We start from the raw sequence: 26,942 nt of genomic DNA on the forward strand, positions 1-26,942 counted from the left end.
CCGCGTGGCCTCGGCGGTTGGCAACGCCGCGTGACGAAGGCCGCTACACTCCAACCGCTTGTCGTGAGACCCGACCGAAAGGCGCCGGGCGGGACACTAGGCCCTGAGTGAGGAATTCGGGCGATAGGTCCGATCGTGCATATCGGCGAGAAATTTGCTTTGGATGGCGCGGGCGAGCTGGTCTGCCGCAATCCGGGTGCGGCCCGCTACGTTTTCTCGCTCCCCCGGGGTGGTTCTGGCGGCCGAAACAAACCTGAGTGCCTGACGGTCGGGCAAGAGGCGGCACCCCAGCCGCGGCGAGGCCGATGAGGCCAGGTCAGCCGGCGGAGACGAAGAGGCTTAGGAACGGGGACAGCAGGTCGAGCGCGGCGTCCAGCAGCGCGGGCGGGTTGGCGTTGAGGGTGTCGCGGCCGCGCAGCGCGGCGAAGTCGACCGGCTGCCCGGTGCCCAGCGCGTCCAGCACGGCCTGCGCGATGATGCCGTAACCGCAGGTCGTGGGGTGGATGCCGTCCAGGCCGAACAAACCGCCGGCGTGGCGGCCGGTGGCGTCCGAGGAGAAGAACCGGGTGTCCAGGTCGGCGATCGGCGCGGGCAGCGCGCGCGGCACCCAGCCATTGGCCTCGGCGGCGGCCGCGTCCGAGGCGAACCGGCGGAAGCTCAGCCCGTCCAGCACCCCGCACAGGTCCAGCACCCGCCAGTCCCGGCCCTCCCGGCGGGCCGCGCGGATCGCGTCCAGGATGCTGTCGTTGTACTGGTCGATCGCCGAGTCGATGGCCCGCGCCTGCTGGTGGGTGAGGTGCCGGTGCCGGCCGGGCCGGAACGCCGACTCCTCCACCCACGGGTCGGTGTAGAACGGGAAGTACCGCGAGCCGTCCCGCCACTTCTGGCCCGGGTTGTCCGGGTTGACCCCCTTGGCGATCGGCGCGATCGTCACGTGCGGCACGGTCGCCAGCAGCACGGTGCGCGCCGGGATGCCACGCACCGCACGGACCAGTTCGGCGTACTCGGCGGCGAAATGGCTGGGCTGCCAGACGTTGAACCTGTGTTTCTCGTCCAGGTTGTCGTAGCCGGCCTGGGACCAGTCCACCTTCTTGGCGGTCACCGAGCCGAGCGCATTGTTCGCGCCCAGCACCACCACCAGCACGCCGATGCCGCCGTCGGCGCCGTGCGCGGCGGCCGACGACAGCTGGGTGGCGTCGCCGCCGAAGGGCGCGAGCACCGAGTTGGCCGCGATGTCGTTGTCGTTCTCCGGGCGGGCACCGGTGAACTCGTCCTTGGTCGGCCGGCCCTGGCCGGCGGCCGCCCGCCCGGCGGTGTACGACAGCGCGTCCCGCACGTCCCAGCCGTAGATGCCCAGGTTCGCGTAGCGCAGGTCGGTGCGCGGTGACGCGTGCCCGGGACCGCGCTCCCAGTAGTCCTCGTTGGCGTCCACCAGCCGCTGCACGTCGATCGGCAGGCCCAGCTTCTCCACCAGGCTCAGGTCGCTGCCGTAGCGGCTCTGCAGCTTGCGCAGCAGCTCCTCGATGTTCAGCGGCAGGCCGCCCAGCGGGCCGTTGTAGCTGGGCACCGGGAACGACCCGATACCCAGCCGCTCGGCCACCTGGGCCGGCCAGGACAGCTCGGTGTGCAGCACCGCGCCGCTGATCATGCCGTGGGTCAGCGAGTCGCCGACGGTGACCAGCGGGTGCGCCGGGGTGTCCGGCACCGTTGGCAGGCCGGGGGCGGGGCGGCCGAGTGGCTCGCCCAGCGTCGGCTCCTCGATCGGTGGACGTATCCGGTCGGTGACGACCACGTCCGGCGGGGTGTTCGGGTCCAGGTACTCCGGCGGGAGCTGAGCCACACTGATCATCGTAGCGCGGCACGCGCGTGCCGAGCGGGCGCCCAGTTAGGCGCACGCGGGAATTACAGCGCGACGGCCGGTGCCAAAATGGGACTTATGGACGCGTCGGTGAACTGGGTCGGGCACAGCCCGCACCCGGCGCTGCGCGGCCACATCCGCCGGATCACCGGGTTCCGCGAGCGGACCGCCGGCCTGGTCTACCGGCGCGAGGTGCCCACCGACACCATCACGCTCATCCTCAGCCTCGGCGACCCCATCCGGATCAGCTCGGACACCGGCGCCGGCACGTTCACCGCGTTCCTGGCCGGGCTGCACGAGATCCCGGTGCACACCGAGCACGACGGCACCCTGCGGTGCATGCAGATCGACCTGAGCCCGCTGGGCGCCTACCGCCTGCTCGGCCTACCGATGACCGAGCTGACCGACGTGGTGGTCGGGCCCGGCCAGCTGACCCTGCCGGGCTGGCCCGACCTGGGCGAGCGACTGGCCGCGCAACCCGACTGGCCGGCGCGGTTCGAGCTGGCCGAACGCACCCTGTTCGGCTGGGCCGAGCGCGGCCGGGCGGCGGACCCCGAGGTGCGCTGGGCCTGGGGCCAGCTGGCCCGCTCGCACGGCGCGGCGCCGGTCGGCGCGCTGGCCAGCGAGGTCGGCTGGAGCCGCCGGCACTTCACCGACCGGTTCCGCCGCCAGGTCGGGCTGCCGCCCAAGCCGGCCGCCCAGGTGCTGCGGTTCCGGCACGCGCTGCACCTGCTCGGTTCCCCCGGTGCCGGTTCCATCGCCGACGTGGCCGCCCGCGCCGGCTACGCCGACCACAGCCACCTGGCTCGCGAGGTGCGCCGGCTGACCGGGCTCACCCCGTCCGAGCTGCTGGCCGAACAGGCGCCGGAGGGGGCGTACCCGCCGGACTGAGCTGATGGTCGAGCAGGGCCGAGGGGCTGAGCCCGGACAGCGCCCGTGCCTCCCGGCTGAGGTGCGGCTGGTCGGCGTAGCCGGCGCGGGCGGCCAGCTCGGCCAGCCCGGCCGTCCCGTCCGCCCGGGCCAGCGCCAGGAACCGGTGCAGCCGCCCGACCCGCTGGTAGGCCTTCGGCCCGAGCCCCACGTCGGCCAGGAGCGCCCGCCGCAGCTGCCGGCCGGACAGCCCGACCAGGTCGGCCACCTCGGCGACGTCGCGACTGGGTGACCGCCAGAGGACCCGGGCGGCCACGGCGATCCGGGGGTCCGGTTCCGCCCCTGCCAGCCAGTGCCGCACGTGATCGGTGGCCAGGGGGTCACCGGTACCCAGCGCGTCGACCAGGGCGCGGGCCAGCGGGCCCGGCAGCACCTGGTCCAGCGGCAGCGTCCGGTCGGTGAGCTCGGCGGCCGGCACCCCCAGCGCCGCCCTGATCCCGGCCGAGGCCAGGCGCAGTCCGTGCAGGCCGCGGCCCGGGGCCATCAGCGGGGTCTGCGCGCCGGTGGCCGAACCGACCAGGATTGCCCGGCCCCGGTCGTCCACGATCACGTCGGCACAACCGTCCGGGAGCACCAGCTGGCGATGTCCGCCGGCCGCCCGCTGGTACCAGACGCGGTAGGCCGCCGGCCCCCAGCCGGCGGGCGCGGGCTCCTCCCGGTAGATGGCCGTTTCGTTCACGACTCCCGCCCGTCCCGGCGGCCATGCTGGCCGGCATGGAACCGAAGGTGAACATCATCACGCTGGGCGTGCCGGACCTGGCCGCCGTACGCCGCTTCTACGTCGACGGCCTCGGCTGGTCGCCGGTCTTCGAGGTGCCGGGCGACATCGTCTTCCTGCAGGTGGGGCCGGCGCTGCTGCTCGGACTGTGGGGCGCGGACAACCTGGAGCGGGACATCGACCCCGCAACCCAGGCCCCCCGCGCGACCGGGCCGGCGCCGTTCACCCTGGCGCACAACGTGGCCAGCGATGCCGAGGTGACCGCTGTGCTGGCCAAGGCCGAGGCCGCCGGCGGCACGGTGTTGAAGAAGGCACAGGTCGGCGAGGTGGGGTTCATGCACGGCTTCTTCGCCGACCCGGCCGGGTTCCGCTGGGAGGTGGCGCACAATCCGGGCCTGGTGTTCGGCGCGGACGGAACGATCACCTTCGGGCCGCCCGGCTGAGCCGGGTGAAAGGTCGCATTCGTCCAAGACGCCTCCTCCCGATCGCCCTAACGTTCCCGGCATGACCGACAACGAGCACGCCCCGAGCGTGTACCCGACCCTGCGCTACGACGACGCCCGCGCCGCCATCGAGTTTCTCACCAAGTCGCTCGGCCTGGTGGCCGGCGACGTGCACGAAGGCCCGGACGGCCAGGTGATGCACGCCGAGCTCAGCTGGGGCAACGGCGTGGTGATGGTCAGCTCGCGGCCGAGCGGCGAGCCGGACGTCTTCGACACCGGCACCGCGGTGATCTACCTGGCGGTGGACGACCCGGACGCGGCGCACGACCGCGCGGTGGCGGCCGGCGCCGAGATCGTCCGCGGGCTGACCGACCAGGACTACGGCTCGCGGGACTTCGCCGCCCGCGACCCCGAGGGCAACGTGTGGAGCTTCGGCACCTACCGGCCGGCGGCGGTCACCCCGGCAACGCGCGGATGACCGTCACCGAGGACCTCTCCCGCGCCCGGGGCGAGCTGTTCCCCCTGCTGCTCGGATACATCCCCGCGCAAGTCGCGCACGCGCTGGCCCGGCTGGCGGTCGCCGACCGGCTGGCCGACGGCCCGGCCACCGCCGAGCGGCTGGCCGCGCGCACCGGCACGCACGCGCCGTCCCTGTACCGGCTGTTGCGGGCGGCGGCGTCGCTCGGGCTGGTCACGCTGGCCGACGGCCGGTTCGAGCTGACCGGCACCGGGCAGCTGCTGCGCGCCGGCGTGCCCGGCTCGGTCCGCAACCTGGTGCTGCTGTTCGCCGGCGAGCCGGTGTGGCGGTCCTGGGGCCGGCTGGAACACAGCGTGCGCACCGGGGAGACGGCCTTCGAGCACCTGCACGGGACGAACTCGTTCGGCTACTTTGCCGCACACCCGGAAGAGGGGGCGGTGTTCAACGAGGCGATGGCCGAGCACACCCGGGAGGTCGCGCCCGACGTGGTGACCCGCTGCGGGTTGGCCGCCCCCCGCCGGATCGCCGACCTGGGCGGGGGCAACGGCACGCTGCTGGCCGCCTTCCTGGCCGCGCACCCCGGGGCGACCGGGGTGCTCCACGACACCGCCTCCGGGCACCGCGACGCCGAGCGGGTGCTCACCGGGGCGGGCGTGCGCGACCGGTGCGAGGTGGTCACCGGGGACTTCTTCGCCTCGGTCCCCGGCGGCTGCGACACCTACGTGCTGAAGAGCGTGATCCACGACTGGGACGACGATGCGGCCACTCGCATCCTGCGCCGCTGCCGGGAGGCGATGACGCCGGCCGCGGCGCTGTACCTGATCGAACCGGTGGTGCCGGTCGACCCGGCCGGGCTGCCCGCCGCCGGCGGCATGCTGATGGGCGACCTGAACATGCTGGTCTGCACCGGCGGCCGGGAACGCACCGAGGCGGAGTTCGGCGCGCTGCTGGCCGCCGCCGGGCTGCGCCTGGACGCGGTCACCCCGCCGGCCGACGCGGACAACTACAGCGTGTTGCGAGCATCACCGGGCGCCACCGGCTAACTACCGCAAGTGCGGCACCCCCGCCGGGATAGTGTCGCGGGCGTGACGCTCCCCCCGCCCGGCCAGACGGCCTTTCTGCTGGTGGCGGGGTTGCTGTCGGGCCTGGTGAACGCGGTCGCCGGCGGTGGCTCGCTGCTGCTGTTCCCCGCGCTGCTCGCCATCGGCCTGCCGACGCTGCCGGCCAACGTGACCAACTCGATCGCCCAGTGGCCCGGCTACATCGGCGCGGTCGCCGGTGCCCGGCGGGAGCTGGCCGGCCAGCGGAACCGGGTGATCAGCACCATCGGCGTGGCCATCGCCGGCACCGGGCTGGGCTGCGCGCTGCTGCTGGTGCTGCCGGGCCAGGTGTTCGACGCGGTGGTGCCGGCGCTGGTGCTGCTGGCCGCCGTGCTGCTCGGGTTCTCCCCCTGGCTGCGGCGGTGGATCGGCGCCCCGGACCCGGACGGCCCGGACCGGCGGTCGGTGCTGCTGCCCGCCGTGTTCGTGGCCTCGGTGTACGGCGGCTACTTCGGCGGGGCGCTCGGCGTGATCCTGATCTCCGTGCTGTCCCTGACCGCGCACGACCGGCTGGTCCGACTGAACGCGGTCAAGGCGGCGTTGTCGCTGGTGGTGGCCACGGTGACCTTGGTGATCTTCGCGCTGGGCGCGCCGGTGCACTGGCTGGCGGTGGCGCTGCTCGCGCCGACCACACTGGTCGGCGGGTTCCTGGGCATGCGCCTGGCCCGGGTGCTGCCCGAGTCGGTGCTGCGCTGGTCGGTGGTGGTGCTCGGCGTCGCGGTGGCCGGCTACCTGTTCTACCGGTAGCCCTACCGGTAGCGGAAGCCGTCCATGAACCGGCGGAACACGCCGCCCTCCCGGGGCAGCGCGGGGGCGGGGGGCGGCGCGCTGGTCCGTTGGGTGGCGATCGGGCGGTCGTAGTCGGTGCGTGCGATGGCGTCCACCACCTGGGCCTCGTCGAAGTCCTCCGACCCCTCGATGACCGGCACGAACCCGACCAGGTTGCCGTTCCGCATGACCTGGGCCTCGAGGGTCGCGGTGCCGTCGGTGTCCCAGACCGCCTCGCGGCCGTCGCCCAGCGTCACCCGCACGCCGAACTGGTACGTGCCGGCGCGTTCCAGGTGCGCGTCGATACCCCGGTCGCGCAGCGTGTCCACCACCCGGCGGGCTCGGTTCTCGTCCACGGAGCCGACCATAACCCGCGGACCTGAGAGGCTGATAATGACGGTATGAAGATCTTGGTGATCGGCGCGACCGGCACCCTCGGCGGGGCGGTCGCCGCCGCGCTGGAGGAGGCGGGGCACGAGGTGGTCCGCGGGGCCCGGGGCGGCCCGGTGCGCGTCGACCTGACCGACCCGGCCTCCTTGGACCGGGCGTTCGCCAAGGTCACCGGTTTGGCGGCGGTGGTCTGCTGCGCGGCCAGCGGGCCGCTGCTGGACCTGGTCTCGGCCACCGACGAGGAGTTCCTGGACGGCATGCGGGGCAAGCTGCTCGGCCAGGTCGGGCTGGCGCGCCGGGCGGCCCGGAACCTGCCCGAGGGCGGTTCCATCACCCTCACCGGCGGCACCTTCGCCGCCCCGCTGGCCGGTGGTTCGCTGGGCGCACTGGTGAACCAGGGCCTCGCCGGGTTCGTGCGCAACGCGGCCGCCGAACTGCCCCGAAGCCAGCGGATCAACCTGGTCAGCCCCGGCTGGATCCGGGAGACGCTGGAGGCGATGGGCGCCGACGGGTCCGGCGGCACCCCGGCCGCACAGGTCGCGCAGGCCTACCTGCGCGCGGTGCACGGCCCGGGCTCGGGCGAGATCATCGAACCCTAGTGTCCCGCGCCGGAAATTCGTGCCGTAAGTCCGGTGATCCAGGCGGCGGCTGGCCAGGCGCCGGCCGCGGCTGACCGATATGGCGCGGCTTCGCCCGGACGTTGTGTTCGCTCGGTGGGCTGTCGTCGCGTTCATGATCAGCAGGACATGAGGGCCGTCCCGGGCAGCCACAGGCGACCACCATGCCCTGCTGATCATGTATCCAGCCCGGCGAACCGCTGGTTCATGGTCAAGTAGCGGCTACAGACGTTCTACCGTCCAGTAGCGTCTGCTCTCGCTACTTGACCATGAAACCGTCCCGGCCGCCGCGCACCGGCCAGAAGTAGGTGCTCACCATTTCCACTCGCGTAATCTTTTGATGATTGCACGGTAGATCGGTCGATTTCAGGCTTATGTATTCGCAATCACGATCAGGACTACTCGGACGCATGAAAACGCATTTCGCAAAGCATCTCCTCGGATATTCACCCGTTGATTCACCAGCGGGTTCGGCCCGCGTTAGGTGATCAGCCTGCTAAAGAAGGAGCAGATGTGAAAATTGCGAAGCGTGCGGCGGTTGTTGCCGGAATTGCCGCGGTGAGCCTGGCCGGACTGGTCGGCGTGGCCAGCGCCGACCAGGACGACTCGGGCATTCTCAACAGTGGACTGGTCAACCTCGGCGGCGAGTCGGGGCTCGAGGTCGTCGGCGTGGACGTCGGCTCGGTCCTCGACAACGTGGGTGGTCTGGTCACCGACGTTCTCTGAGCGTGGCGGGCCGCTAGCGACCAGCGCAGTTTGCTAGCGCTCTCAGAGCTCCAACGAGCGGGCGACCTCCTCCAGGTGGTCCATCGCCTCCTGCATGCCGCCCTCCATGCCGGAGTTGATGTGCGCGTCCCGGTGCTCCTGGCTGGTGTGCTCCACCAGCGTGGTGAGCGTGGTGCGGCCGTCGCGTTCGGTGAGGGTGAGCGTGTTCAGCGCGGCGGCGTCCGGAGCACCCTCGAAGACCTCGGTGGACACCAGGCGCTCATTGGTCACCACCTCGCGGTACTCCCCGTGGAAGGCGAACTCGAACCCGCCCTCGTGGGCCACCGCCACGTAGCGCCACTTCCCGCCCACCCGCAGGTCCACCTCGACGTGCGTGACCTCGGCCCGGTCCGCACCCCACCAGCGCTTGATCAGCTCCGGCGTGGTCCACGCCCGGTAGACCAGGTGCCTGGGCGCGTCGAACTCGCGCGTGATCAAGATCTGGGTGTCCCCGGGGAGGGTGACAACCGCGGTTCCCTTATTCGTCATCGCGGACATCCTTCTGCTCCTGTTCCTTGAGTTCGGCCACCACGTCGTCCAACAGGTCGAGGCGTCGCGACCAGGTCTGTTCGTAGGTGCGCACCCACTCGTAGATGGGCCGCAGCGGCCGGCCGTCGAGCCGGTAGAGCCGCCGCCGCCCGTCCTCGCGCACCTGGACCAGCCCGACCTCGCGCAGCACCCGCAGGTGCTTGGAGACCAGGGGCTGGGCCAGCCCGAGCCGCTCGACGAGCTCGTTCACCGGCAGCTCGCCCCCGGCCAGCAGGTCCAGAATCTCCCGCCGCCGGGGCTCGGCCACCGCGTTGAACGCGTCCGTCGTAGTCGCTGCCCGGGCCATGCACCAATCATATTCCCATATGGGTATGTGTCAACCCGCAGCCAGCAGGACGGTGGCCACACCGGCCGTGAGCAGGCCGAACCGTTGGGGCGCGGTCAGCCGTTCGCCCAGCACGGTCAGCCCGAGCAGCACCGGAAGCACCGGGTACAGCGAGGACAGCACCACCGCCACGGTGACCAGCTGCTCACGGGTGGCCAGCAGGTAGGCCACCAGTGCCAGCGCGGCGCAGCAGCCGGTCGCCGCGGCGGCGGCCAGTCGCGGCGCGGGCATCCATCGGTCGGCGGCCCTCAGCAGCAGCGGCGCGATCAGCAGGGCGGCGGCCAGCCGCCCGGCGGCCACCGGCCACATCCCGGCATCCGGCTGCGCCCGGGCCAGCGCGAGGTACTGCACCGCGATGCCCACCCCGGCGACCAGCGCGTCCACCGTTCCACTGCTGGCCAGCTCAGCCGGCCGCCCGTCCCTGGCCAGCAGGAACAGCGCGGGGACCGCGAGCGCCATACCCAGTCCGGAGAGCGCGGAAGGCCGCTCGCCGAACAGCGCCAGCCCGAACAGCACCGGGATGGCCAGGCCGCCCACCGCGCTCACCGGCACCGCCACGCTCATCGCCCCGCGCGCCAGCGCCCGGTACAGGAGCAGCATGCCGACGCCGGTGCCCGCACCGGACAGCGCGCCCCAGCCCAGGTCGGCGGCCAACGGCCGGCCGGGCAGCAGCACGGCGGCGACCGCCATCAGCACCAGCCCGCCGAGCTGCCCGACCAGCGCCACGGCGGCCGGGCTGGTCCGTCGGGAGAGCAGACCCCCGGCGTAGTCGGCGATGCCGTAACAGACCGACGACGCCAGGGCGAGCAGGGTGCCCACCGGTCACTGCCTTCCGGCCTGGCCGACCCGCCGCCCGGCCTGGCCGACTTCCCGCCCGGCCTCGCCGACATCCCGCCCCGCCTGGCCGACTTCCCGCCCGGCCTGGCCGACCGGACAGGGCGCACCCCGCGTGCAACGCTCCCGGTCGCACAGCCGGCACAGCAGGTCGGCGCTGCCTACCCGCCGGTACAACGCGGCCAGCAGGCCGGACAGGGCGCCGTCCAGCGCGGCCAGTTGACCCTGGTCCAGCGCCGCCAGTGGGCCGGCCAGCGCCTGCGTCCGGGCTCCGGTCAGCCGGGCCGCGATGCCTTCCCCGGCCGGAGTGAGCCGGACGGACACCTCTCGGCCGGCCCCCGGAGCCCGCCGGGCGAATGCGCGCCGTTCCAGGCCGTCCACCATTCGCGCCGCCGCCGGCTGGCTCAGCCCGACCCGCCGGCCCAGCTCGGTGACGCTCAGGTCGGGCGCCGCGCCCAGCGTGACCAGTGCGGCCGCACCGCTCGCGGACAGCCCGCCGGCGTGGGCCAGCTCGGCGAACATCAGGTCGGTCAGCGCCAGGGCGGCGGCGCCCAGCAGGTTGGCCGTGCGTTCCACGTCATGCATGACTCATGCATGACCGGATCAGCGCCGCCCTAAACCTGTGTTACCGGGAAGCGGCCGTTCACCAGGCGCACCGAGGCGCCGCCGTCGGGGTAGAACTCGGCGATGCACAGCGAGGCCAGGTCCAGGTGCATCCGGTAGAGCACCTCGGGGCCGCTGCCCAGCGCCTGCCGGACCAGCATCTTGATCGGTGTCACGTGGCTGACCAGCAGCAACGTCTCGCCCGGGTGGGCGGCCACCAGCTCTGCGCGCATTTTTGCCACGCGCGTACCCACCGCGGCGAAGCTCTCGCCGCCCGGCGGGTCCACCGTCTCGTCCCCCAGCCAGCGGCGGTGCACCTCGGGGTCGCGGGTCCTGGCTTCGGCGAAGGTCAGGCCGTCCCAGGCGCCGAAGTCGGTCTCCAACAGGCCCTCGTGCGAGGTCACCGGGCCGGCGCCGAGCGCGGCGGCCACCGGCTCGGCGGTCTGCCGGGCCCGGCGCAGCGGCGAGCTGAGGACCGCGCTGACCTTGTCCGTCCCGTCCACCGAACCGATCCCGGCCGCCACGGCGGCGGCCTGGGCGTGGCCGAGCTCGGTCAGCTCCGGATCGGCCCGGCCGGAGTAGCGGCGCTGCGCGGAGTACTCGGTCTGGCCGTGCCGCAGCAACAGGAACCGGGTCGGCCGGCCGGTCTGGCCGGTCCACGCCGTCGACGCGGGGGCTGCTGAAGTGACTGAACAGGCCTGCTGAACCGACTGAATCGGCGGAGGGGTGGGGGTCACGGCGCGGGCTGGGACTGGGCGTCCATGGCTTCGTTGGCCAGGCGGTCGGCGCGTTTGTTGCGGGCTCTCGGGACCCAGGTGAAGCGGACCCCACCCAGGTCACGGACCAGCCGGCCGGCCTCCAGTGCGAGCGGCTGCATGGCCGGGTGCTTCACCCGCCAGCGCCCGGACATCTGCTCCACCACCAGCTTGGAGTCCATCCGCACCTCGACGTCGGCCACCGGTCCGCGCTCGGCCAGCGCGACGGCGGCGCGCAGGCCGGCGATCAGGCCCTGGTACTCGGCCACGTTGTTGGTGGCGACGCCGATGCCCTCGGCCGACTCGGCGAGCACCTCGTCGGTATCGGCGTCGAGCACCAGGGCGCCGTAGCCGGCCGGTCCCGGGTTCCCCCGCGAGCCGCCGTCCGCCTCGATGACCAGCCTCACAGGCCCGACTCCGAGGTGCGCACCATGATCGCCCCGCACTCCTCGTGCCGCAGCACCTCGTCCGGCGCGGCGGCCCGGATCTGGCTCACCTCGGAGCGGTCCAGCTCCAGCCGGCAGGCGCCGCACTTGCGGGCCCGCAGCATGGCCGCCCCGGGACCGCCCCGGGACCGGATCGACTCGTACAGCTTGACCAGGTCCGCCGGCAGCCCGTCCACGATCGGCTCGCGGTCCCGGCGCCGGCCGGCCTCGGCGGCCTCCAGGTCGGCCAGCGTGCCGTCCCGGCGGGTCTGCGCGTCGGCCAGCGCCCGCTCGGCCTCGGCCAGCTCCCCCTGGGCGGCGTCCAGGTTGGTCTGCACCGCCTCGCGCTGCTCCATGATCTCCAACTGCTCGTCCTCCAGCACGCCCTGGCGGCGGGCCAGGGTCTCCAGCTCGTGCTGCAGGTCGGCGGCCTGTTTGGCCGGGAGGCCGGCGCCGGCGAGCAGGTTCTGGTCCCGCTCCGCCCTGGCCCGCACGCCCTCCACGTCCCGCTCCAGCCGGGCGATCTCCCGGTCCAGGTCGCGCGCCGAGGTCTCGGCGGAAACCACCGCGTCCTTGCGTTCCCGCAGTATCTTCTCCGCCTCGGTGATCTCGGCCAGCTCGGGCATCGCGCGGCGGCGGTGGTCGATCCGGTTCAGCTCCGCGTCCACATCGGCGAGCTGGAGCAACCGCTGCTGGGCTGCGGGTTCGGCGTTCACTGCGCGGGGTTCCTTTCTGACGACTCTGGCTGGCCGGCACCGAGCGTCCACGGGTCGGTGCGGCGCCACGAGACGGAGGCCTCGACGTTACCCCGGAAGGCATTGTTGATCACCGCCGCCGCCTGGGCGCACCACGGGTGCTCCGAGGCCCAGTGCGCCACGTCCACCAACGCCGGGGTGGGGCGGCCGGGGATGCCTCCGGCCAGCAGGTGCTCGCTGGCCGGGTGGTGACGCAGGTCGGCGGTGAGGTAGACGTCCACCCCGGCGGCGATGGCGTCGGCCAGCGCGGAGTCCCCGGCGCCGCCGCACACCGCGACCCGGCGCACCGGCCGGTCCGGGTCACCGGCGGCCCGCACACCCCACGCGGTGGCCGGCAGCGCGGCCGCCGCCCGCCGGGTGAAGTCGGCCAGCGTCTCCGGCTCGGGCAGCTCGCCGATCCGGCCGAGGCCGAGCCGGCCGGTGGGGTCCCGGGGCACCAGCGGCCCGGTGACCGGAAGGCCGAGCGCGGCGGCCAGCGCGTCGGACACCCCCGGGTCGGCCGAGTCGGCATTGGTGTGCGCGGTGAACAGGCCCACGCCGGCGGTGATCAACCGGTGCACCAGGCGGCCCTTGGGCTGGTCGGCCGGCACCCCGTGCACCCCGCGCAGCAGCAGCGGGTGGTGGCTCACCAACAGCTGGGCGCCGCCCTCGACGGCCTCCTCGATGGTCTCCTCCACCGGGTCCACCGCCACCAACACCCGGGAAACCGGCGCCGCCGGATCCCCGCAGACCAAGCCCACCGCATCCCACGCCTCCGCCAACCCCGGCGGATAGGCGGTTTCCAGCGCGGTGATTACGTCCCCGAGCGTCGCCACACCCAGCCCCTCCCCCGCGAGTCGGCACTCTCAGCACACTGAGTTGGCGGTTTCCGGCCCACTCGCATCCGACGAACCGTAGTGCCTCAGCGCTCGCGCCAACGCACCGACCAGCGCGCCGGCCTCGCCCGGCGGCCGCACCGCCACCCGCAGCTGGTCCTCGGTCAGCCCGGGGAACGTGTCGCACCGGCGCACCGCCACCCCGGCGTCCCGCAGCCCGGACCGCACCTGGGCCCCGCCGGGCACGGTGAGCAGCAGGAACGGGCCGGCCGCCGGCCCGTGCACGCGCACGCCGGGCAGCTCGGCCAGCGCCCCGGCCAGCCAGGCCCTGTGCGCCGACAGCTCCTCGGCGGCGGCCGCCGCCTCGGCCAGCGCGGCCGGCTCACAGCAGGCCCGCACCGCCTCCAGCACCAGGGTGCCCACCGGCCACGGCGGCCGTGCGGCGGACAGCCGGGCCAGCAGCTCCGGGTCGCCGAGGGCGTAGCCGGCGCGCAGCCCGGGCAGCGCCCAGGTCTTGGTCAGGCTGCGCAGCACCAGAATCCCGGGTACGTCGGCGCGCGCGGAAAGCGACTCCGGCTCGCCGGGGACCGCGTCGGCGAACGCCTCGTCCACCACCAGTACCCGCCCCGGGCGAGCCAGCCGGGCGACCTCGGCGGCCGGGTGCAGCACCGAGGTCGGGTTGGTCGGATTGCCCAGCACCACCAGGTCCGCGTCCGCCGGCACGGCCTCCGGGCGGAGCCGGTGACCGTCGCCGGCGTCGGTGAAGACCCGCCGCACGTCCAGGCCGGCCGCGCGCAGCGCCACCTCCGGCTCGGTGAACCCCGGGTGCAGCACCACCGGACGGGACGGGCGCAGCCCGGGCAGCATGGCGAACCCCTCGGCCGCGCCGGCCAGGATCAGCACCTCCTCCGGCCGCCGCCCGTGCCGCCGGGCCACCGCCTCGCGGGCGGCGAGGTCGTCGGCGGCCGACGGGTAGCGGCCCAGCCGGTCGACGGCGGCCACCAGGCGCTCGCGCAGCCAGTCCGGCGGGCGGCTGCCGCGGACGTTGACCGCGAAGTCGAGCAGGCCCGGCGCGGCGTCGACGTCCCCGTGATGGCGCAGATCCATGGCGCCTACGTTATGTGGGCGTCGGCCGCCTCCCGGGCCAGGGCGCCGATGTGCCGGTAGGCCTCGGCGGAGACCGAGGCGGGCCGCCCGGCGGTGAGCCCGCCGTCGACGGCGATGTCCTGCCCGTTCACGAAGCTGGACGCGTCGCTGGCCAGCCACAGCGCGGTGGCCGCCACGTCGTCCGGGGTGCCCAGCCGGCGCACCGGTTGCCAGGACGCCAGCCCGGCGGACATCAGCTCGGCCAGCTTGTCCACGCTGCGCGCCGCCGCCTCCGGGTCGGCGCCGGCGGTCTTGGTCTGGATGCCGGTGGGGATCGGGCCGGGCGAGATGCTGTTCACCCGCACCCCGTGCTCGCCCAGCTCCACCGCCGCGCACCGGGTCAGGTGGGTGACGGCGGCCTTGGCCGCCGCGTAGTCGTACGGCGTCCAGCCGGCCAACAACCCGCCCACGCTGGACACGTTGACGATCGACCCGTGGCCCTGCGCCACCAGGTGCGGGCCGACGTGCTTGATACCGGCCACGGTGCCCAGCACGTGCACGTCGAAGGTGCGCCGGAACTCGTCCAGGTCGACGTCCAGTGCGCCGCTCAGCGTGCCCGCGTTGCCGGCGTTGTTGACCAGCACGTCCAGCCGGCCGAACCGGTCCAGCGCGTGCGCCACGGTGGCCCGGACGTCGGCCTCGACGGACACGTCGGCCGCCAGGAAGCTCACCCCCGGCCCCAGCCGGGTGGCCAGCTCCTCGCCCGCCTCCCGGCGCCGGCCGGTGACCACCACGCCGGCCCCCTCGGCGGCGAACAGCTCCGCCATGCGCGCGCCCAGCCCGCTGGTGCCGCCGGTGATGATCGCCACCTTGCCGGCGAGCTGCTCGTTTCCCGTCATGCCGGCGACGGTAGGCGGCCGGGGCTTTGTGCGCGATTACCTCGCGAGTAGGGACACCACGTCGGCGGCGCAGCCCCAGCTGAGCGTGATGCCGGCCCCGCCGTGCCCGTAGTTGTGGATCACCCGGGTGTCCCCGACCGGCTCGCCCTCCGCCAGCCGGACCTCGGGCCGCCCCGGCCGCAGCCCGGCAATGTGCTCCAGCACCTGGGCGCCGGCCAGCTCGGGGGCCAGGTCACGGCAGCGGCGCAGGATGGACTCGCCGGTGGCCGGGTCCGGTTCGGTGTCCCAGCGGTGCTCCTCCAGCGTGCCGCCCAGGACGGCGTCCCGCTCGCGCGGGTGCACGTAGGCCCGCCCCTCCGGGTGTCCCTCGTCCCGCACGGACAGCGTCAGCCCGGGGTTGGTCACCCGCACGATCTGTCCGCGCACCGGGTACACGCTGTCGTCGCCGACCAGCTCACGGGCGGCCAGCCCGGTGCAGTTGACCACCGCATCCGTCCCCAGGCCGGCCAGCTCGGCCAGGTCGCCGACCCGGCGGGTGACCAGCTCGCCGCCGAGCCGGGTCAGCTCGCCGGCCAGCCACGGCAGATACCGCGGCATCTCCACCAGCGGGACGACGTAGCGCAGCCCGTGCGGGTAGCCGGCCGGCAGCTCGGCCGGTTCGGCCGGGCGCACCCCGCCCACCTGTTCCGCCCACTCCGGTTCCCCCGGCGGCTGCCGGTACAGGGCCATCGACTCGCGCATGACCACCCCCGGAACACCGCACGCGGCCTGCTCGGCGAACACCCGGTAGGCGTGCGCGCCCCAGCGGGCCACCGCGCCGGCCGGTCCGACGTGGGTGGGGAACCAGACGGCGGCGGCCAGGTACGAGGTCGACTCGCGCACCGGGCCGGCGGCCACTACACGGACCCCGGCACCGGCCCGCAACAGGCTCACCGCGGTGCTCAGCCCGCTCACCCCGGCGCCCAGGACTGTTACTCGCATCGCATCATTCTCCCGCCCGCCCGCCCTACCTTGCGATCACTGCCTACCTGGGTGTTCACTGGTTTCGAACACGTTCAGAAATGAGGAGGCGACCCAGGTGGACATCGATCTGGTCAGCTACTTCGCCGTGCTGATCGCCGGCGCCGCACTGACCGCCGGAGTCGGAGTGATCCTCCGCCGCAGCGGCCAGTCGATCCTGGAGGAGGAGTACCCGGCGGACCGTGCGGCCGGTTTGACCAAGCTGGTCGTGGTCGGATTCCAGCTGGCCACGTTCGGCGTGCTGGCGTTGATTTCGACGGTCAACGTGCCGGTGGACGGGTTCGCGCAGACCGTGGTCACCAAGCTCGGCGTGGTGCTGCTGATCCTGGGCGTGGCCTACGGGCTGACGCTGCGGGTGCTCGCCCGGCTGCGTGACTCGCACCACCGAGCCCAGTTGGACGAGGACTTCCAGGCCGCGATGCGCGCCCGCTCGTGACACCCCCTTTGAACCCGCCCGCCACCCTAAAATCTGCCCGCACCCGCGCGCAGATCGTGGCCGCCGCGATGGAGCTGTTCCGGGAGAACGGCTACGAGCGCACGACGATGCGCGCCATCGCGGCGAAGGCCGGTGTGTCGGTGGGCAACGCGTACTACTACTTCTCCAGCAAGGAGGAGTTGATCCAGGGGTTCTACGACGACCTGGCCGAGTCGCACGCCGCCGAGTGCGCCTCGCTGTTCGCCGGCACCACCGACTTCGCCGACCGGCTGCGCGGCGCGCTGCTGCGCTGGCTGGATGTGGCGCGGCCGTACCACGAGTTCGCCGGGCAGCTGTTCGCCACCGCCGCGCGGCCGGACAACCCGCTGTCCCCGTTCCACCAGGCGTCCTCGGCACCCCGGGACGCGGCGATCGGCATCTACCGCACGCTGGTGGACGGCGCTTCGGTGCGGGTGGGCAGCGAGCTGGCCGGCACGCTGCCCGAGCTGCTCTGGCTCTACCACCTGGGCATCGTGCTGCACTGGGTGCACGACACCTCGCCCGGAACGGCCCGCACCCGGCTGCTGGTGGAGCACACCGTGCCGATGATCGAGCGGCTGGTCCGGCTGTCCCGGTTGCCGGTGATCCGGCCGCTGGCCAAACAGACCGTGGAGCTGGTCGGCCTGCTGCGCCGGCCCTAAGGGCTGCGCTCCAGGGCGGCCCAGCCGGTGTCGCGGGCGTACGCGTCGGCCTCCGCCCGCCCGCCGCCCCGCAGCCCGAACAGCCGCTTGGCGTAGAGCAGGTAGCCGACCACGGCCAGGTTCAGCACCAGCGTGATTACCTTGGCCACGGTGATCCGGCCGGTCAGCTCGTACACCTCGGGGATGAGCAGCAGGCTGGTGGCCAGGAAGGTCAGGTACTCGGCCCAGCGCTTGGCGAACCACAGGCCGACCGCCTCCACCCCCTCCAGCAGGGCGTAGCCGGCCAATGCCAGGCCGAGCAGGTGCAACGTGGCCGACTTGGCCGCGAACGCCCGGCCCAGCTCGCGCACCAGGCCGCCGCCACGCAGCCCGTTCGGCCCACCCAGCGTGCCCTGCACATCGTCCAGCACGCGGTAGAAGGTCGGACTGAACTCCGCCCGCTTCGCCGCGAACAGGAACACCAGCGCGGCCAGCGCGCCGAGCACCAGGAAGTGCACGAGCCGGTCCAGCGCGATCAGCCGCAGCACGAACCGGTCCCGCAGCGGCCGCCCGCGCAACGGCAGCTGGATCTCCGACCGCTCGGGCAGGTGCTCCCGGGTGGGCGCCTCAGGGGGCCGCAGCGGCACCCAGGAGTCGCAGCGCAGGCAGCGGTGCCAGCGCAGCCCGTCACCGTGTTCGCGCACCAGCGGCTCGTCCCCGGGCCGCAGCGTGGCCACGTCGGTGCCGACCAGCTGATGCCCACGCAACCCGCAGGCGATCAGCTCATAGTGGAACCGCGTCTTCACTCGCACGAGTCGGATCCAGGAGGTATCGCGGGCAGGTCCGGAGGCGCGCCGTTTTCGATCAGGCGCATCACGGCGTCGGTGTCCAGGTGTTGTTCGACCAGGTCGCCGAGCAGGTCCAGCTGGGCGGCCCGTACCTCGGCGAACCGGGTGTCCGGCGCCGGCACGAACCCCGCCGGCGCGATCCGGGCCAACAGCGCGCGCCGGAACCCGTCGTTCTCCAGCAGGCCGTGCCAGTGCGTGCCCAGCACCGATCCGGCGGCGGCGCCTTCGCCCGGATCGGCGATGAACGGCGCCTCCGCCGACCGGATCACCCGGCCGTGGTGGATCTCGTACCCGGTCACCGGGTGGCCCAGCGCGCGGCCGGACGGCCGGGCCAGCCGCTTCTCCGCCTCGAACTCGATCTCCACATCGAGCAGGCCCAACCCGTCGACCCCGCCGCGCCCGGACTCGTGCTCGTCGGTGATCCGCCGGGCGAGCATCTGGTAGCCGCCGCAGATGCCCAGCACCGGCCGGCCCCGCCCGGCGTGCGCGCGCACCGCCTCGGCCAGCCCGGTGGCCCGCAGCCAGTCCAGGTCGGCCACCGTGGACTTGGACCCCGGCAGCACCACCAGGTCCGCGTCGGCCACCCGGGACGGCTCGGTCACGTAGCGCACGGCGACCCCCGGCTCGCAGGCCAGCGCCTCCACGTCGGTGGCATTGGAGATCCGGGGCAGCCGGGGCACCGCCACCCGCAGCCAGCGCTCCCCCAGCGGCGGCGGCGGGCGGCCGACCACCCCGTCCGCCACGTAGGACAGCGAGTCCTCGGCGTCCAGCCACAGCCGGTCGTCGAACGGCAGCACGCCCAGGGTGGGCCGCCCGGTGAGCGCGCGCAGCTGCCGCAGCCCCGGCTCCAGCAGCCCGGGGTCGCCCCGGAACTTGTTGATCACGAAGCCGGCCACCAGCGCCTGGTCGGCGGCGGAGAGCAGCGCCAGCGTGCCGAACAGGTGGGCCAGCACCCCGCCCCGGTCGATGTCCCCGACCACCAGTACGGGCAGCCCGGCCGCCCTGGCCAGGCCCATGTTGGCGATGTCGTTGGCCCGCAGGTTGATCTCGGTGGGCGAGCCGGCGCCCTCGCACACCACCACGTCGTGGTCGGCGCGCAGGCCCTCCAGGGTGCGCACCACGGTGTCCAGCAGGGCCGCCTTGCGGCCGGCGTAGTCCCGCGCGCTGACCGTTCCTTCCACCCGGCCCAGCACCACCACCTGCGAGGACCGGTCGCTGCCCGGTTTGAGCAGCACCGGGTTCAACCGCACCGAAGGCTCGATGCCGGCCGCCGCCGCCTGCATCGCCTGCGCTCGGCCGATCTCGCCCCCGTCCGGGGTGACCACCGAGTTGTTGGACATGTTTTGCGCCTTGAACGGCGCCACCTTCACCCCGGACCGGGCCAGCCACCGGCACAGCCCGGCCACCAGCACGCTCTTGCCCGCGTCCGAAGTAGTCCCGGCAACGAGCAGCGCCCCGCTCACGGGAGGGTGAGGATCTCCGCGCCGTCCGGGGTGACCAGGACGGTGTGCTCGAACTGGGCGGTGCGCCGGCGGTCCTTGGTGACCACGGTCCAGCCGTCGTCCCAGATGTCGTAGTCGATGGTGCCCAGGTTGATCATCGGCTCGATGGTGAACGTCATGCCGGTCTCCAGCAGGGTGTCCACATCGGGGGCGTCGTAGTGCAGCACCACCAGCCCGGAGTGGAAGCTGCGCCCGATGCCGTGCCCGGTGAAGTCCCGCACCACGCCGTAGCCGAACCGCTTGGCGTAGGACTCGATGACCCGGCCGACCACGTTCAGTGGCCGCCCGGGGCGCACCGCCTTGATCGCCCGCATCATCGCCTCGCGGGTGCGCTCGACCAGCAGCCGGTCCTCCTCGGCGACGTCACCGGCCAGGAAGGTGGCGTTGGTGTCCCCGTGCACCCCGCCGATGAACCCGGTGACGTCGATGTTCACGATGTCGCCGTCCTGGATCACCGTGGAGTCCGGGATGCCGTGGCAGATGACCTCGTTGAGGCTGGTGCAGCAGCTCTTCGGGAAGCCCCGGTAGCCCAGCGTGGACGGGTAGGCGCCGTGGTCGCAGAGGAACTCGTGCACCACCCGGTCCACCTCGTCGGTGCTCACCCCGGGGGCGACCGCCGCGCCGCCGGTGGCCAATGCCTGGGCCGCGATCTTCCCGGCCGCCCGCATCGCCTCGATCACCTCGGGGGTCTGCACCCACGGGTCGGTGCTCGGCGTCGGCGCCGGCTTGCCGACGTACTCCGGGCGAGGAATCTCTGCTGGCACCGGTCGCATCGGCGAGACGCGGCCCGGTTTGAGGGCTTCGCGGACGGGCATGGGGACCAGCTTAAGCGTTCGCTCCCCTGGAGCGACGCACGGCGAGGAACACGGCCCGCCAACCGATCAGCAGCACGGCCAGGCTGACCGCGGTGATCAGCGCGAACACCGGCGGCAGCCGGTGGGTGAAGGCCGCGCGCAGGCCCAACCCGACCAGCACGGTGGCCACCCAGACCGCCGCGCCGACCAGCGGTCGCGCCGGCGCCCGCCAGGCCCGCGAGGCCAGCCAGCCGGCGGCCAGCCCGACCAGGAACGGCGCGGCGGTGCCGAGCAGCCCGGCCGGATCCAGCGCCTCGGCGTGCGAGCCCCGGCCGACGGCGGCGAACACCAGCACCGCGAGCAGGTCCGCGCCGGCCGCCGCGGCCACCGGCCGCGCTCCTTCGGAGATCACCCGGACAGCTTATGCCGGACGGCCGTCGCCCGTATTGTTGTGTGCGCACACCACAATGAGTCTCCCCACCGCCATGGAGTTAGCCAATGAGCCAGCCGCAGGGCGCCCACCTGGTCGGAAGCGTGCCGATGGACACCACCGAGGAGGTGCTGCGGGCCGCCGGCGAGAACCTGCGCGGGCATCTGCGCCGGGTACCGGACGGCGAGACCGGCGAGCGGGAGGGCTGGGTGGCCTTCCAGGCGGGCGTGTTCGCGCGCCACCCGGACATCACCACGGTGCCCCGGGGTGACGGCGGCTACGCGGCCGCGCTGCCCACCTACCAGCTGCGGGACGGGGCGGACCCGGCCGGTATCGACCTGCGCCCCCTCGGTTACGCGGACGCCGCCGAGGCGTCGTACCGGACCTTCCGGCAGCTACGTGAGCAGGGCGTGCTCGGCGAGCGAACCCGGTTCCTGGTGTCGCTGCCCACCCCGGTCGCCTCGGTCGCCTCGTTCGTCACGGCGGCCGACCAGCCCCGGTTGGAGCCGGCCTACCAGGCCGCCCTGTTCGCCGAGATGCGCCGGATCCAGAACGCCATCCCGGCCGCCGACCTGGCCATCCAGTGCGACGTGGCGGTCGAGGTGGCCATGTGGGAGGGCCTGGGCGGGATCTTCACCCCGTGGTTCGAACCGGTCCGCGAGGGGACCATGGACCGGATCGGCCAGATGATGGCCCAGGTGGACGAGGGCGTAGAGCTGGGGGTGCACCTCTGCTACGGCGACTACGAGCACCGGCACTACGTGCAGCCCAAGGACACCGCGGTTCTCACCGAGCTGGGCAACGGACTGTTCGCGCGGGCCACCCGCCCGCTGAACTGGCTGCACCTGCCGGTGCCCAAGGACCGCGACGACGACGCCTACTTCGCCCCGCTGGCCGAGCTGCGCCTGCCCGCCGCGACCGAGCTGTACCTGGGGCTGGTGCACGCGGACGACACCGAGGGGACCCGGCGGCGGATCACCACCGCGCTGGGCGTGCGCCCCCGGTTCGGGGTGGCCACCGAGTGCGGCATGGGGCGCACCCCTCGGGCCGAGGTCCCCGGCCTGTTCCGGCAGCTCGCCGACGTGTCCGCCGCCTGGTAGCGGACTCAGCGGGGTCCTTCGGCGAGGAACAGCTCGCAGCGCTCGGTGCGCAGCCGCGACACCGACCGGAACCGCCCGGCCAACGCCTCGGCAATCTGGGTGAGCTTGTCCTCGGGCAACATCAGGGCGCGCATCATCCGGGTGGGCGCGGTGCCGCCGTGCCAGGAAACCAGGAGCCGCCCGCCGGGGCGCAGCACCCGGGCCAGCTCGGCGGCGCCGGCGGCCAGGTCGGGCCAGATCGCCACGTTGTTCACCGCGATCACCAGGTCGAACGCCGCGTCCGGCTGACCGGTGGCGGACGCGGTGCCCTCAGCCACGCCGATCCGGCCGGAAGCCACCGCCGGCGCGTTGCGCGCGGTCGCGGCCGCCCGCATCTCGGCCGACGGGTCCACCCCGACGATCTCGCCGGCCGGGGTGCGGGCGGCCAGCAGCTGGAGCAGCACGCCGGGGCCGTGGCCCACCTCGAGCACCCGCTCCCCCTCCGCCACCGCCGCCCGCCCGAGCACCTGCTCCTGCTGTCGGCGGTTGGTGCGCGCCATCAGCCAGCCGCCGAAGCGGCCCACCGCGCCGGCGGGCAGCGCAGCGAACGCGTTCGGCTCGGTCCCGGTGCTCCACATGCGCTCCATGGCCACGCCTCCACGCTCCCACGCCGCACAACAAACCGCGACGACGCCCGTACATGGCGGCGTCACGGTTTCCCATGCGGCGTCACCTCCGAAGCCGTTCCGGGACGTTCGTGCCGGAAGACAGTGGTGTGGGTTCAAAGACGGCTTGGACGGCGCGACTGGGCGCCCTCCCGCCGCTTGAGCGCGGCCCGTTGCGCTTCCTTTGTGCCCCCAGCGCCCTCTTCCGCTACCCACCGTAATTCCCGGGACAGCTGTCGAGTGGGGTTCAGGCTGCCGTCACCCATCGAGCGCTGGTGCGGTCCGCTTCGATCATGGGATCCACCGGACGGAGCCAGCACTCGATGAAGCCGTCTGCCCCAGCCGCCAGCAGCACGACCACGGTCCGTAACCGTGGTGCGGAACCAGCGGTCCGACCCAGTGCGAGGAAGCGAAGCGCAACCCAATGGGCGGCACCCAAGCCGCGAGAGAACGCCCAGCCGCGCCGTCCATGCCGTCTTGAACCGGCACCCAGCCCAACCGAAGATCGACATCAACCTCACGCACCTCCTCGGGCCGAGAAAGGGCCCTCAGGTTGATGTGGATCTTGGCTACGCCCGCCGATCCGGGGCGCCGAGGTGGGGGGATCAGAACAGGACAGTGGCGAAGCTGGCTATCTGGTGGAAGCCGACCCGCTGGTAGGCGGCGCGGGCCGGGCTGTTGAACGCGTTGACGTAGAGGCTGGCCACCCGGCCCATGGCCACCAGGCGGTCCACCACGGCGGCGGTGCCCAGCGAGCCGAGCCCCTCACCGCGCCGGTCCGGGCGCACCCACACGCCCTGGATCTGGCCGACCCGGGCCGACAGCGCGCCGATCTCCGCCTTGAACACGACCTCGCCGTCCTCGAACCGGGCGAACGCCCGGCCGCCCGCGATCTGCTCGGCCACCCGCGCCCGGTAGCCGACGCCGCCGTCACCGATCCGGGGGTCCACCCCGACCTCCTCGGTGAACATGGCGACCGCCGCCGGCAGGTATCGGTCCAGCTCCTCCGGCCGCACCGGCCGCACCAACGGGTCGGGGCGCACCGCCGGCGCGGTGGGCAGCACCATCAGCGGCTGGTCCGGGCGCACCTCGCGGGCCGGCGCCCAGTGCCCGGACAACTCGTCCCACAGCGGCAGCACCAGCTCGGCCCGGCCGACCATGGAGGAGCAGGACCGGCCCACCCGGCGAGCCCGCTCGGCGAACGCCCGCAGCGCGGCCCGGTCGCCGCGCAGCGGCACCAGGTTGGCCCCGACGAAACAGAGCCCCTCCAGCTTGGAACCGACGCCCCACAGCTCGCCACCCAGCCGCCAGGAGTCCACGCCGGCCAGCTCGACACGCGCGGCCACCATGCAGGCGGCCACCGGGTCGGAGTCGAGTACGAGCTGCACACCGGCCCGGTCACGCTCATCCAGCAACCGAGGACCAGCCAGCCTTAGCACCGTTCTAGATTGCCATGCCGGCGCGAAGGCTTCACCTGTCGGTGGGGAATCGATCAGGTGACGGTGACCTCCGGCGCCCCGGAGGGTACATCCTCCATGCTCTCGGCGAGCCGCAGCGCCTCCTCGATCAGCGTCTCCACGATCCGCGACTCGGGCACCGTTTTGATGACCTCGCCCTTGACGAAGATCTGGCCCTTGCCGTTGCCGGAGGCCACCCCGAGGTCGGCCTCGCGCGCCTCGCCGGGACCGTTCACCACGCAGCCCATCACGGCCACGCGCAGCGGCACCTCCATGCCGGTGAGCCCGGCGGTGACCTCGTCGGCCAGCTTGTACACGTCGACCTGGGCGCGCCCGCAGGACGGGCAGGACACGATCTCCAGCTTGCGCGGGCGCAGGTTCAGCGACTCCAGGATCTGGTTGCCGACCTTCACCTCTTCCACCGGCGGCGCGGACAGCGACACCCGGATGGTGTCCCCGATGCCCCGCGACAGCAGCGCGCCGAACGCCAGCGCCGACTTGATGGTGCCCTGGAACGCCGGGCCGGCCTCGGTGACCCCCAGGTGCAGCGGGTAGTCGCAGGCCTCCGCGAGCAGCTCATAGGCCCGCACCATGACCACCGGGTCGTTGTGCTTGACCGAGATCTTGATGTCGTGGAAGTCGTGCTCGGCGAACAGGCTGGCCTCCCACAGCGCCGACTCGACCAGCGCCTCCGAGGTGGCCTTGCCGTACTTCTGCATCAGCCGCTTGTCCAGCGAGCCGGCGTTCACCCCGATGCGGATCGGGGTGCCGTGGTCCTTGGCCGCCTGGGCGATCTCCTTGACCTGGTCGTCGAACTTGCGGATGTTGCCGGGGTTCACCCGGACGGCCGCACAGCCCGCCTCGATGGCCGCGAACACGTACTTCGGCTGGAAGTGGATGTCCGCGATGACCGGGATCTTGGACTTGCGGGCGATGGCCGGCAGCGCCTCGGCGTCGTCGGCGCTGGGGCAGGCCACCCGGACGATGTCACAGCCGGCGGCCGTGAGCTCCGCGATCTGCTGCAGGGTGGAGTTGACGTCGGAGGTCAGTGTGGTGGTCATGGACTGCACCGAGACCGGGTAGTCGCTGCCCACCCCGACGGGGCCGACATGCAGCTGTCGGGTGGGCCGCCGGTCGGCGAGGGTCGGCGGCGGCGTGGCTGGCATACCGAGGCTGACGGTGGTTGCGCTCACGACCCCCAGTATCCCCCGGCGCCGGCGGCACCGGCCAACTCGGTGGCGGATACCTCAGCTGACCAGGCGGATAGTGAGCGGATAGCGGTACGGCTCACCGTTGCTCACCTTGATCGTGGCCACGATCGTGAGCACCAGCCAGAACACGAACACCGCGCCCAGCACCACGAACCCGATCAGCACGAACACCAGGATCCAGCCGATGATGGAGTAGATCAGCACGCTGATGTTGAAGTTCAGCGCCTCCACCGCCTGCGACCGCACGTACGGCGACTCCTTGCCCTTGGCCAGCAGCACCACCAGCGGGCCGAGCGCGCCGAGGAAGCCGATCCAGATGCCCAGCACCGAGGACAGGTGCGCGGCCACCGCCCAGTTCCGCTCCTCGGTGGTGTGCCCGGGTACACCGGCGGCACCGCCGGAGTACGGCGGCGGGTACTGGCCGAACGGTTCGCTCATAGGCCCAGCGTAGCCGGGCGATCGAGGAAATAATCGGGTCTGTATGCCTATTGCAACATGCCTATTGCAACCGGATCGGGTTGACGATGTCCGCGGTGATCGTCAGCAGGCTGATCCCACCGATGATCAGGATGAACACGTAGGTGAGCGGCAGCAGCCGGGTGTAGTCCACCGGCGGCATCTTCGGCTTGCCCAGCCGCCGACGCACCGAGTCGCGCACCCGCTCGTACAGGTTCACCGCGACGTGCCCGCCGTCCAGCGGCAGCAGCGGCAGCAGGTTGAACACGCCGATGAAGAAGTTGAACACCGCCAGCAGCATCAGGAACGTCGGCCACTGGCCCTGGTCGACAGCGTCACCGCCGATGATGCTCACGCCGACCACACTCACCGGCCGGTTCGGGTCGGTCTCCCCGCCGATGGCCCGCAGCACCGCCGGCACCTTCTCCGGGAACATCAGCAGGCCTTCCCAGGTCTTCTCGAACATGTAGCCGGTGAAGACGACCGTGCCCGGGATGGCGGTCAGCGCGTTGTAGTGGTTCGGCGGCAGGATGCCGGCGCCCAGCCCGATGGCGCCCACCGTGGTGAGCGGGTTGTGCTGGCCGGGCTTGGCCTTGGTGTCCGCCCGCTGCACCTGGACCACGTCCACCTGGAGGGTGAGCTGGCGGTCCCCGCGCTCGATCACGAACGGCACCGGGCCGGTCTGGCGCCGGATCGTCTCGACGGCGTCCTCCCAGGTCGGCGTGGGTGTGCCGGCGACGGAGAGGATGCGGTCGCCCGGCTGGATGCCGGCCCGCTGGGCCGGCGAGGCGTCGGCGGGCGCGCAGGACGCGTACTGCAGCGTGGTCGGGTCCTGCGAGGACGGCACGCACGCCGTCTGCCCGGCCACCGCGCCCTCCCGGGTGTCCGGCAGCCCGAACGACACCGCCAGCGCGTAGATCAGCGCGATGCCCAGCAGGAAGTGCATGGCCGAGCCGGCGCACAGCACCACGACGCGCTTCCACGTCTTGCGGGTGAAGAACGCCCTCGGCGCCTCGTCCACGGTCACCGGGTCCAGCGCGGTCATCCCGGCGATATCACAGAACCCGCCGATGGGCAGCCACTTGAGGCCGTACTCGGTCTCTCCCCGGCGGTACGAGAAGACGGTGGGCCCCATGCCGACGAAGTAACGGCGGACCTTCATGCCGAACGCGCGCGCCGACCACATGTGGCCCGCCTCGTGCAGCGCCACCGATAGGCCGATGCCGAGCGCGAACAGCACCACACCCAGAGCAAAACTCACCCGACTGATCC

Annotated in this window: 31 protein-coding genes and 1 pseudogene; 10 read left to right on the forward strand and 22 right to left on the reverse strand. The window is 73.1% G+C overall.

The genetic code is table 11. The features are described from left to right. Positions 1-316: 316 nt before the first annotated feature. Entirely contained in the window at positions 317-1,840 is a 1,524-nt protein-coding gene (locus ABEB12_RS04390) for a hypothetical protein (protein ID WP_221498726.1), read from the reverse strand. Positions 1,841-1,936: 96 nt separating this feature from the next. On the opposite strand from ABEB12_RS04390, the gene ABEB12_RS04395 reads away from it, so the two are divergent. After that, positions 1,937-2,749 (forward strand): helix-turn-helix domain-containing protein, encoded by an 813-nt coding sequence (locus ABEB12_RS04395; RefSeq protein ID WP_185064844.1) that lies wholly within the window; start codon positions 1,937-1,939, stop codon positions 2,747-2,749. On the opposite strand, the gene ABEB12_RS04400 is transcribed toward ABEB12_RS04395, so the two are convergent. Beyond that, a complete protein-coding gene (locus ABEB12_RS04400; RefSeq protein ID WP_185064843.1) occupies positions 2,691-3,467 on the reverse strand; it encodes a helix-turn-helix domain-containing protein in 777 nt (258 codons plus the stop codon). The two genes, ABEB12_RS04395 and ABEB12_RS04400, sit on opposite strands and share 59 nt — an antisense overlap. A 35-nt stretch (positions 3,468-3,502) precedes the next feature. Here ABEB12_RS04400 and ABEB12_RS04405 point away from each other — a divergent pair, with 35 nt between their 5' ends. From ABEB12_RS04405 to ABEB12_RS04420, 4 genes are all read left to right on the forward strand, one after another. After that, positions 3,503-3,949, forward strand: a complete 447-nt coding sequence (locus ABEB12_RS04405) for a VOC family protein (RefSeq protein WP_185064842.1) — start codon at positions 3,503-3,505, stop codon at positions 3,947-3,949. 61 nt (positions 3,950-4,010) lie between these two features. Continuing rightward, positions 4,011-4,427 carry a VOC family protein gene (locus ABEB12_RS04410; protein WP_185064841.1) on the forward strand — a complete coding sequence of 139 codons (417 nt, stop codon included), beginning with the start codon at positions 4,011-4,013 and terminating at the stop codon, positions 4,425-4,427. Beyond that, entirely contained in the window at positions 4,424-5,470 is a 1,047-nt protein-coding gene (locus ABEB12_RS04415) for a methyltransferase (RefSeq protein WP_185064840.1), read from the forward strand. Before ABEB12_RS04410 ends, ABEB12_RS04415 begins: the two co-directional genes overlap by 4 nt. A 42-nt stretch (positions 5,471-5,512) precedes the next feature. Continuing rightward, on the forward strand, positions 5,513-6,274 hold the full coding sequence (locus ABEB12_RS04420) for a TSUP family transporter (RefSeq protein ID WP_185064839.1): 762 nt from the start codon (positions 5,513-5,515) through the stop codon (positions 6,272-6,274). 2 nt (positions 6,275-6,276) lie between these two features. Here ABEB12_RS04420 and ABEB12_RS04425 read toward each other — a convergent pair whose 3' ends face one another. Continuing rightward, complete coding sequence (locus ABEB12_RS04425; RefSeq protein WP_185064838.1) at positions 6,277-6,651, reverse strand: hypothetical protein; 375 nt, start codon at positions 6,649-6,651, stop codon at positions 6,277-6,279. Between the two features lie 45 nt (positions 6,652-6,696). On the opposite strand from ABEB12_RS04425, the gene ABEB12_RS04430 reads away from it, so the two are divergent. Further along, on the forward strand, positions 6,697-7,284 hold the full coding sequence (locus ABEB12_RS04430; protein ID WP_185064837.1) for a short chain dehydrogenase: 588 nt from the start codon (positions 6,697-6,699) through the stop codon (positions 7,282-7,284). 531 nt (positions 7,285-7,815) lie between these two features. Then, complete coding sequence (locus ABEB12_RS04435; RefSeq protein WP_185064836.1) at positions 7,816-8,028, forward strand: hypothetical protein; 213 nt, start codon at positions 7,816-7,818, stop codon at positions 8,026-8,028. A 42-nt stretch (positions 8,029-8,070) separates the two neighbouring features. On the opposite strand, the gene ABEB12_RS04440 is transcribed toward ABEB12_RS04435, so the two are convergent. From ABEB12_RS04440 to ABEB12_RS04490, 10 genes and pseudogenes are all read right to left on the reverse strand, one after another. After that, positions 8,071-8,556: an SRPBCC domain-containing protein gene (locus tag ABEB12_RS04440; RefSeq protein ID WP_185064835.1), complete on the reverse strand. Its 486-nt coding sequence runs from the start codon at positions 8,554-8,556 to the stop codon at positions 8,071-8,073. Continuing rightward, positions 8,546-8,902: a metalloregulator ArsR/SmtB family transcription factor gene (locus tag ABEB12_RS04445; RefSeq protein ID WP_185064834.1), complete on the reverse strand. Its 357-nt coding sequence runs from the start codon at positions 8,900-8,902 to the stop codon at positions 8,546-8,548. The genes ABEB12_RS04440 and ABEB12_RS04445 overlap by 11 nt, the downstream gene beginning before the upstream one ends. A 30-nt stretch (positions 8,903-8,932) precedes the next feature. Continuing rightward, complete coding sequence (locus ABEB12_RS04450; RefSeq protein ID WP_185064833.1) at positions 8,933-9,760, reverse strand: EamA family transporter; 828 nt, start codon at positions 9,758-9,760, stop codon at positions 8,933-8,935. 3 nt (positions 9,761-9,763) lie between these two features. Then, entirely contained in the window at positions 9,764-10,360 is a 597-nt protein-coding gene (locus ABEB12_RS04455) for a MarR family transcriptional regulator (RefSeq protein WP_185064832.1), read from the reverse strand. Positions 10,361-10,389: 29 nt separating this feature from the next. Further along, positions 10,390-11,534, reverse strand: a pseudogene (locus tag ABEB12_RS42045) (bifunctional RNase H/acid phosphatase). Between the two features lie 2 nt (positions 11,535-11,536). After that, positions 11,537-12,274: a zinc ribbon domain-containing protein gene (locus ABEB12_RS04470; protein ID WP_345702556.1), complete on the reverse strand. Its 738-nt coding sequence runs from the start codon at positions 12,272-12,274 to the stop codon at positions 11,537-11,539. After that, positions 12,271-13,128, reverse strand: a complete 858-nt coding sequence (locus tag ABEB12_RS04475) for a Nif3-like dinuclear metal center hexameric protein (RefSeq protein ID WP_185064831.1) — start codon at positions 13,126-13,128, stop codon at positions 12,271-12,273. Before ABEB12_RS04475 ends, ABEB12_RS04470 begins: the two co-directional genes overlap by 4 nt. A 30-nt stretch (positions 13,129-13,158) precedes the next feature. Continuing rightward, positions 13,159-14,235: an Rv2231c family pyridoxal phosphate-dependent protein CobC gene (gene cobC / locus ABEB12_RS04480; protein WP_185064830.1), complete on the reverse strand. Its 1,077-nt coding sequence runs from the start codon at positions 14,233-14,235 to the stop codon at positions 13,159-13,161. Between the two features lie 5 nt (positions 14,236-14,240). Further along, a complete protein-coding gene (locus ABEB12_RS04485; RefSeq protein ID WP_185064829.1) occupies positions 14,241-15,113 on the reverse strand; it encodes a glucose 1-dehydrogenase in 873 nt (290 codons plus the stop codon). A gap of 36 nt (positions 15,114-15,149) precedes the next feature. After that, positions 15,150-16,094 (reverse strand): FAD-dependent oxidoreductase, encoded by a 945-nt coding sequence (locus ABEB12_RS04490; RefSeq protein ID WP_185064828.1) that lies wholly within the window; start codon positions 16,092-16,094, stop codon positions 15,150-15,152. A 97-nt stretch (positions 16,095-16,191) separates the two neighbouring features. Between ABEB12_RS04490 and ABEB12_RS04495 the strand changes: the two genes are divergently transcribed. Continuing rightward, complete coding sequence (locus ABEB12_RS04495; protein ID WP_185064827.1) at positions 16,192-16,569, forward strand: hypothetical protein; 378 nt, start codon at positions 16,192-16,194, stop codon at positions 16,567-16,569. Further along, complete coding sequence (locus ABEB12_RS04500) at positions 16,566-17,249, forward strand: TetR/AcrR family transcriptional regulator (protein ID WP_345702557.1); 684 nt, start codon at positions 16,566-16,568, stop codon at positions 17,247-17,249. Before ABEB12_RS04495 ends, ABEB12_RS04500 begins: the two co-directional genes overlap by 4 nt. Here ABEB12_RS04500 and ABEB12_RS04505 read toward each other — a convergent pair. Genes ABEB12_RS04505 through ABEB12_RS04520 form a run of 4 tightly spaced genes read right to left on the reverse strand, consistent with a single transcriptional unit; the run spans position 17,246 to position 20,784 of the window. Next, entirely contained in the window at positions 17,246-18,040 is a 795-nt protein-coding gene (locus ABEB12_RS04505; RefSeq protein WP_345702558.1) for a DUF2127 domain-containing protein, read from the reverse strand. The genes ABEB12_RS04500 and ABEB12_RS04505 overlap by 4 nt on opposite strands. Continuing rightward, on the reverse strand, positions 18,031-19,539 hold the full coding sequence (locus tag ABEB12_RS04510; RefSeq protein WP_185064826.1) for a cobyric acid synthase: 1,509 nt from the start codon (positions 19,537-19,539) through the stop codon (positions 18,031-18,033). Before ABEB12_RS04510 ends, ABEB12_RS04505 begins: the two co-directional genes overlap by 10 nt. Then, positions 19,536-20,393 (reverse strand): type I methionyl aminopeptidase, encoded by an 858-nt coding sequence (map, locus tag ABEB12_RS04515; protein WP_185064825.1) that lies wholly within the window; start codon positions 20,391-20,393, stop codon positions 19,536-19,538. The genes ABEB12_RS04510 and map overlap by 4 nt, the downstream gene beginning before the upstream one ends. 10 nt (positions 20,394-20,403) lie before the next feature. Continuing rightward, complete coding sequence (locus ABEB12_RS04520; protein WP_185064824.1) at positions 20,404-20,784, reverse strand: DUF3054 family protein; 381 nt, start codon at positions 20,782-20,784, stop codon at positions 20,404-20,406. Between the two features lie 86 nt (positions 20,785-20,870). Between ABEB12_RS04520 and ABEB12_RS04525 the strand changes: the two genes are divergently transcribed. Further along, the gene (locus tag ABEB12_RS04525) at positions 20,871-21,902 is read left to right on the forward strand and encodes a hypothetical protein (protein ID WP_185064823.1); all 1,032 of its coding nucleotides are present in this window, start codon (positions 20,871-20,873) and stop codon (positions 21,900-21,902) included. 5 nt (positions 21,903-21,907) lie between these two features. Here the strand turns inward: ABEB12_RS04525 and ABEB12_RS04530 are convergent, their stop codons facing one another. The 5 genes from ABEB12_RS04530 to ABEB12_RS04550 all read right to left on the reverse strand — a co-directional run bounded on the left by ABEB12_RS04530 (position 21,908) and on the right by ABEB12_RS04550 (position 26,931). Next, the gene (locus ABEB12_RS04530; RefSeq protein WP_185066078.1) at positions 21,908-22,528 is read right to left on the reverse strand and encodes a methyltransferase domain-containing protein; all 621 of its coding nucleotides are present in this window, start codon (positions 22,526-22,528) and stop codon (positions 21,908-21,910) included. A 623-nt stretch (positions 22,529-23,151) separates the two neighbouring features. After that, positions 23,152-23,985: a GNAT family N-acetyltransferase gene (locus ABEB12_RS04535; RefSeq protein WP_185064822.1), complete on the reverse strand. Its 834-nt coding sequence runs from the start codon at positions 23,983-23,985 to the stop codon at positions 23,152-23,154. 53 nt (positions 23,986-24,038) lie between these two features. After that, a complete protein-coding gene (gene ispG / locus ABEB12_RS04540) occupies positions 24,039-25,169 on the reverse strand; it encodes a flavodoxin-dependent (E)-4-hydroxy-3-methylbut-2-enyl-diphosphate synthase (protein ID WP_185066077.1) in 1,131 nt (376 codons plus the stop codon). An 81-nt stretch (positions 25,170-25,250) separates the two neighbouring features. Further along, a complete protein-coding gene (locus ABEB12_RS04545) occupies positions 25,251-25,652 on the reverse strand; it encodes a DUF4870 domain-containing protein (RefSeq protein WP_185064821.1) in 402 nt (133 codons plus the stop codon). A gap of 61 nt (positions 25,653-25,713) precedes the next feature. Next, complete coding sequence (locus ABEB12_RS04550; protein ID WP_185064820.1) at positions 25,714-26,931, reverse strand: site-2 protease family protein; 1,218 nt, start codon at positions 26,929-26,931, stop codon at positions 25,714-25,716. Positions 26,932-26,942: the final 11 nt, after the last annotated feature.

Origin of the sequence: Actinospineispora eucalypti (assembly GCF_039543365.1) — a bacterium.
Lineage (GTDB): Bacteria > Actinomycetota > Actinomycetes > Mycobacteriales > Pseudonocardiaceae > Pseudonocardia > Pseudonocardia eucalypti.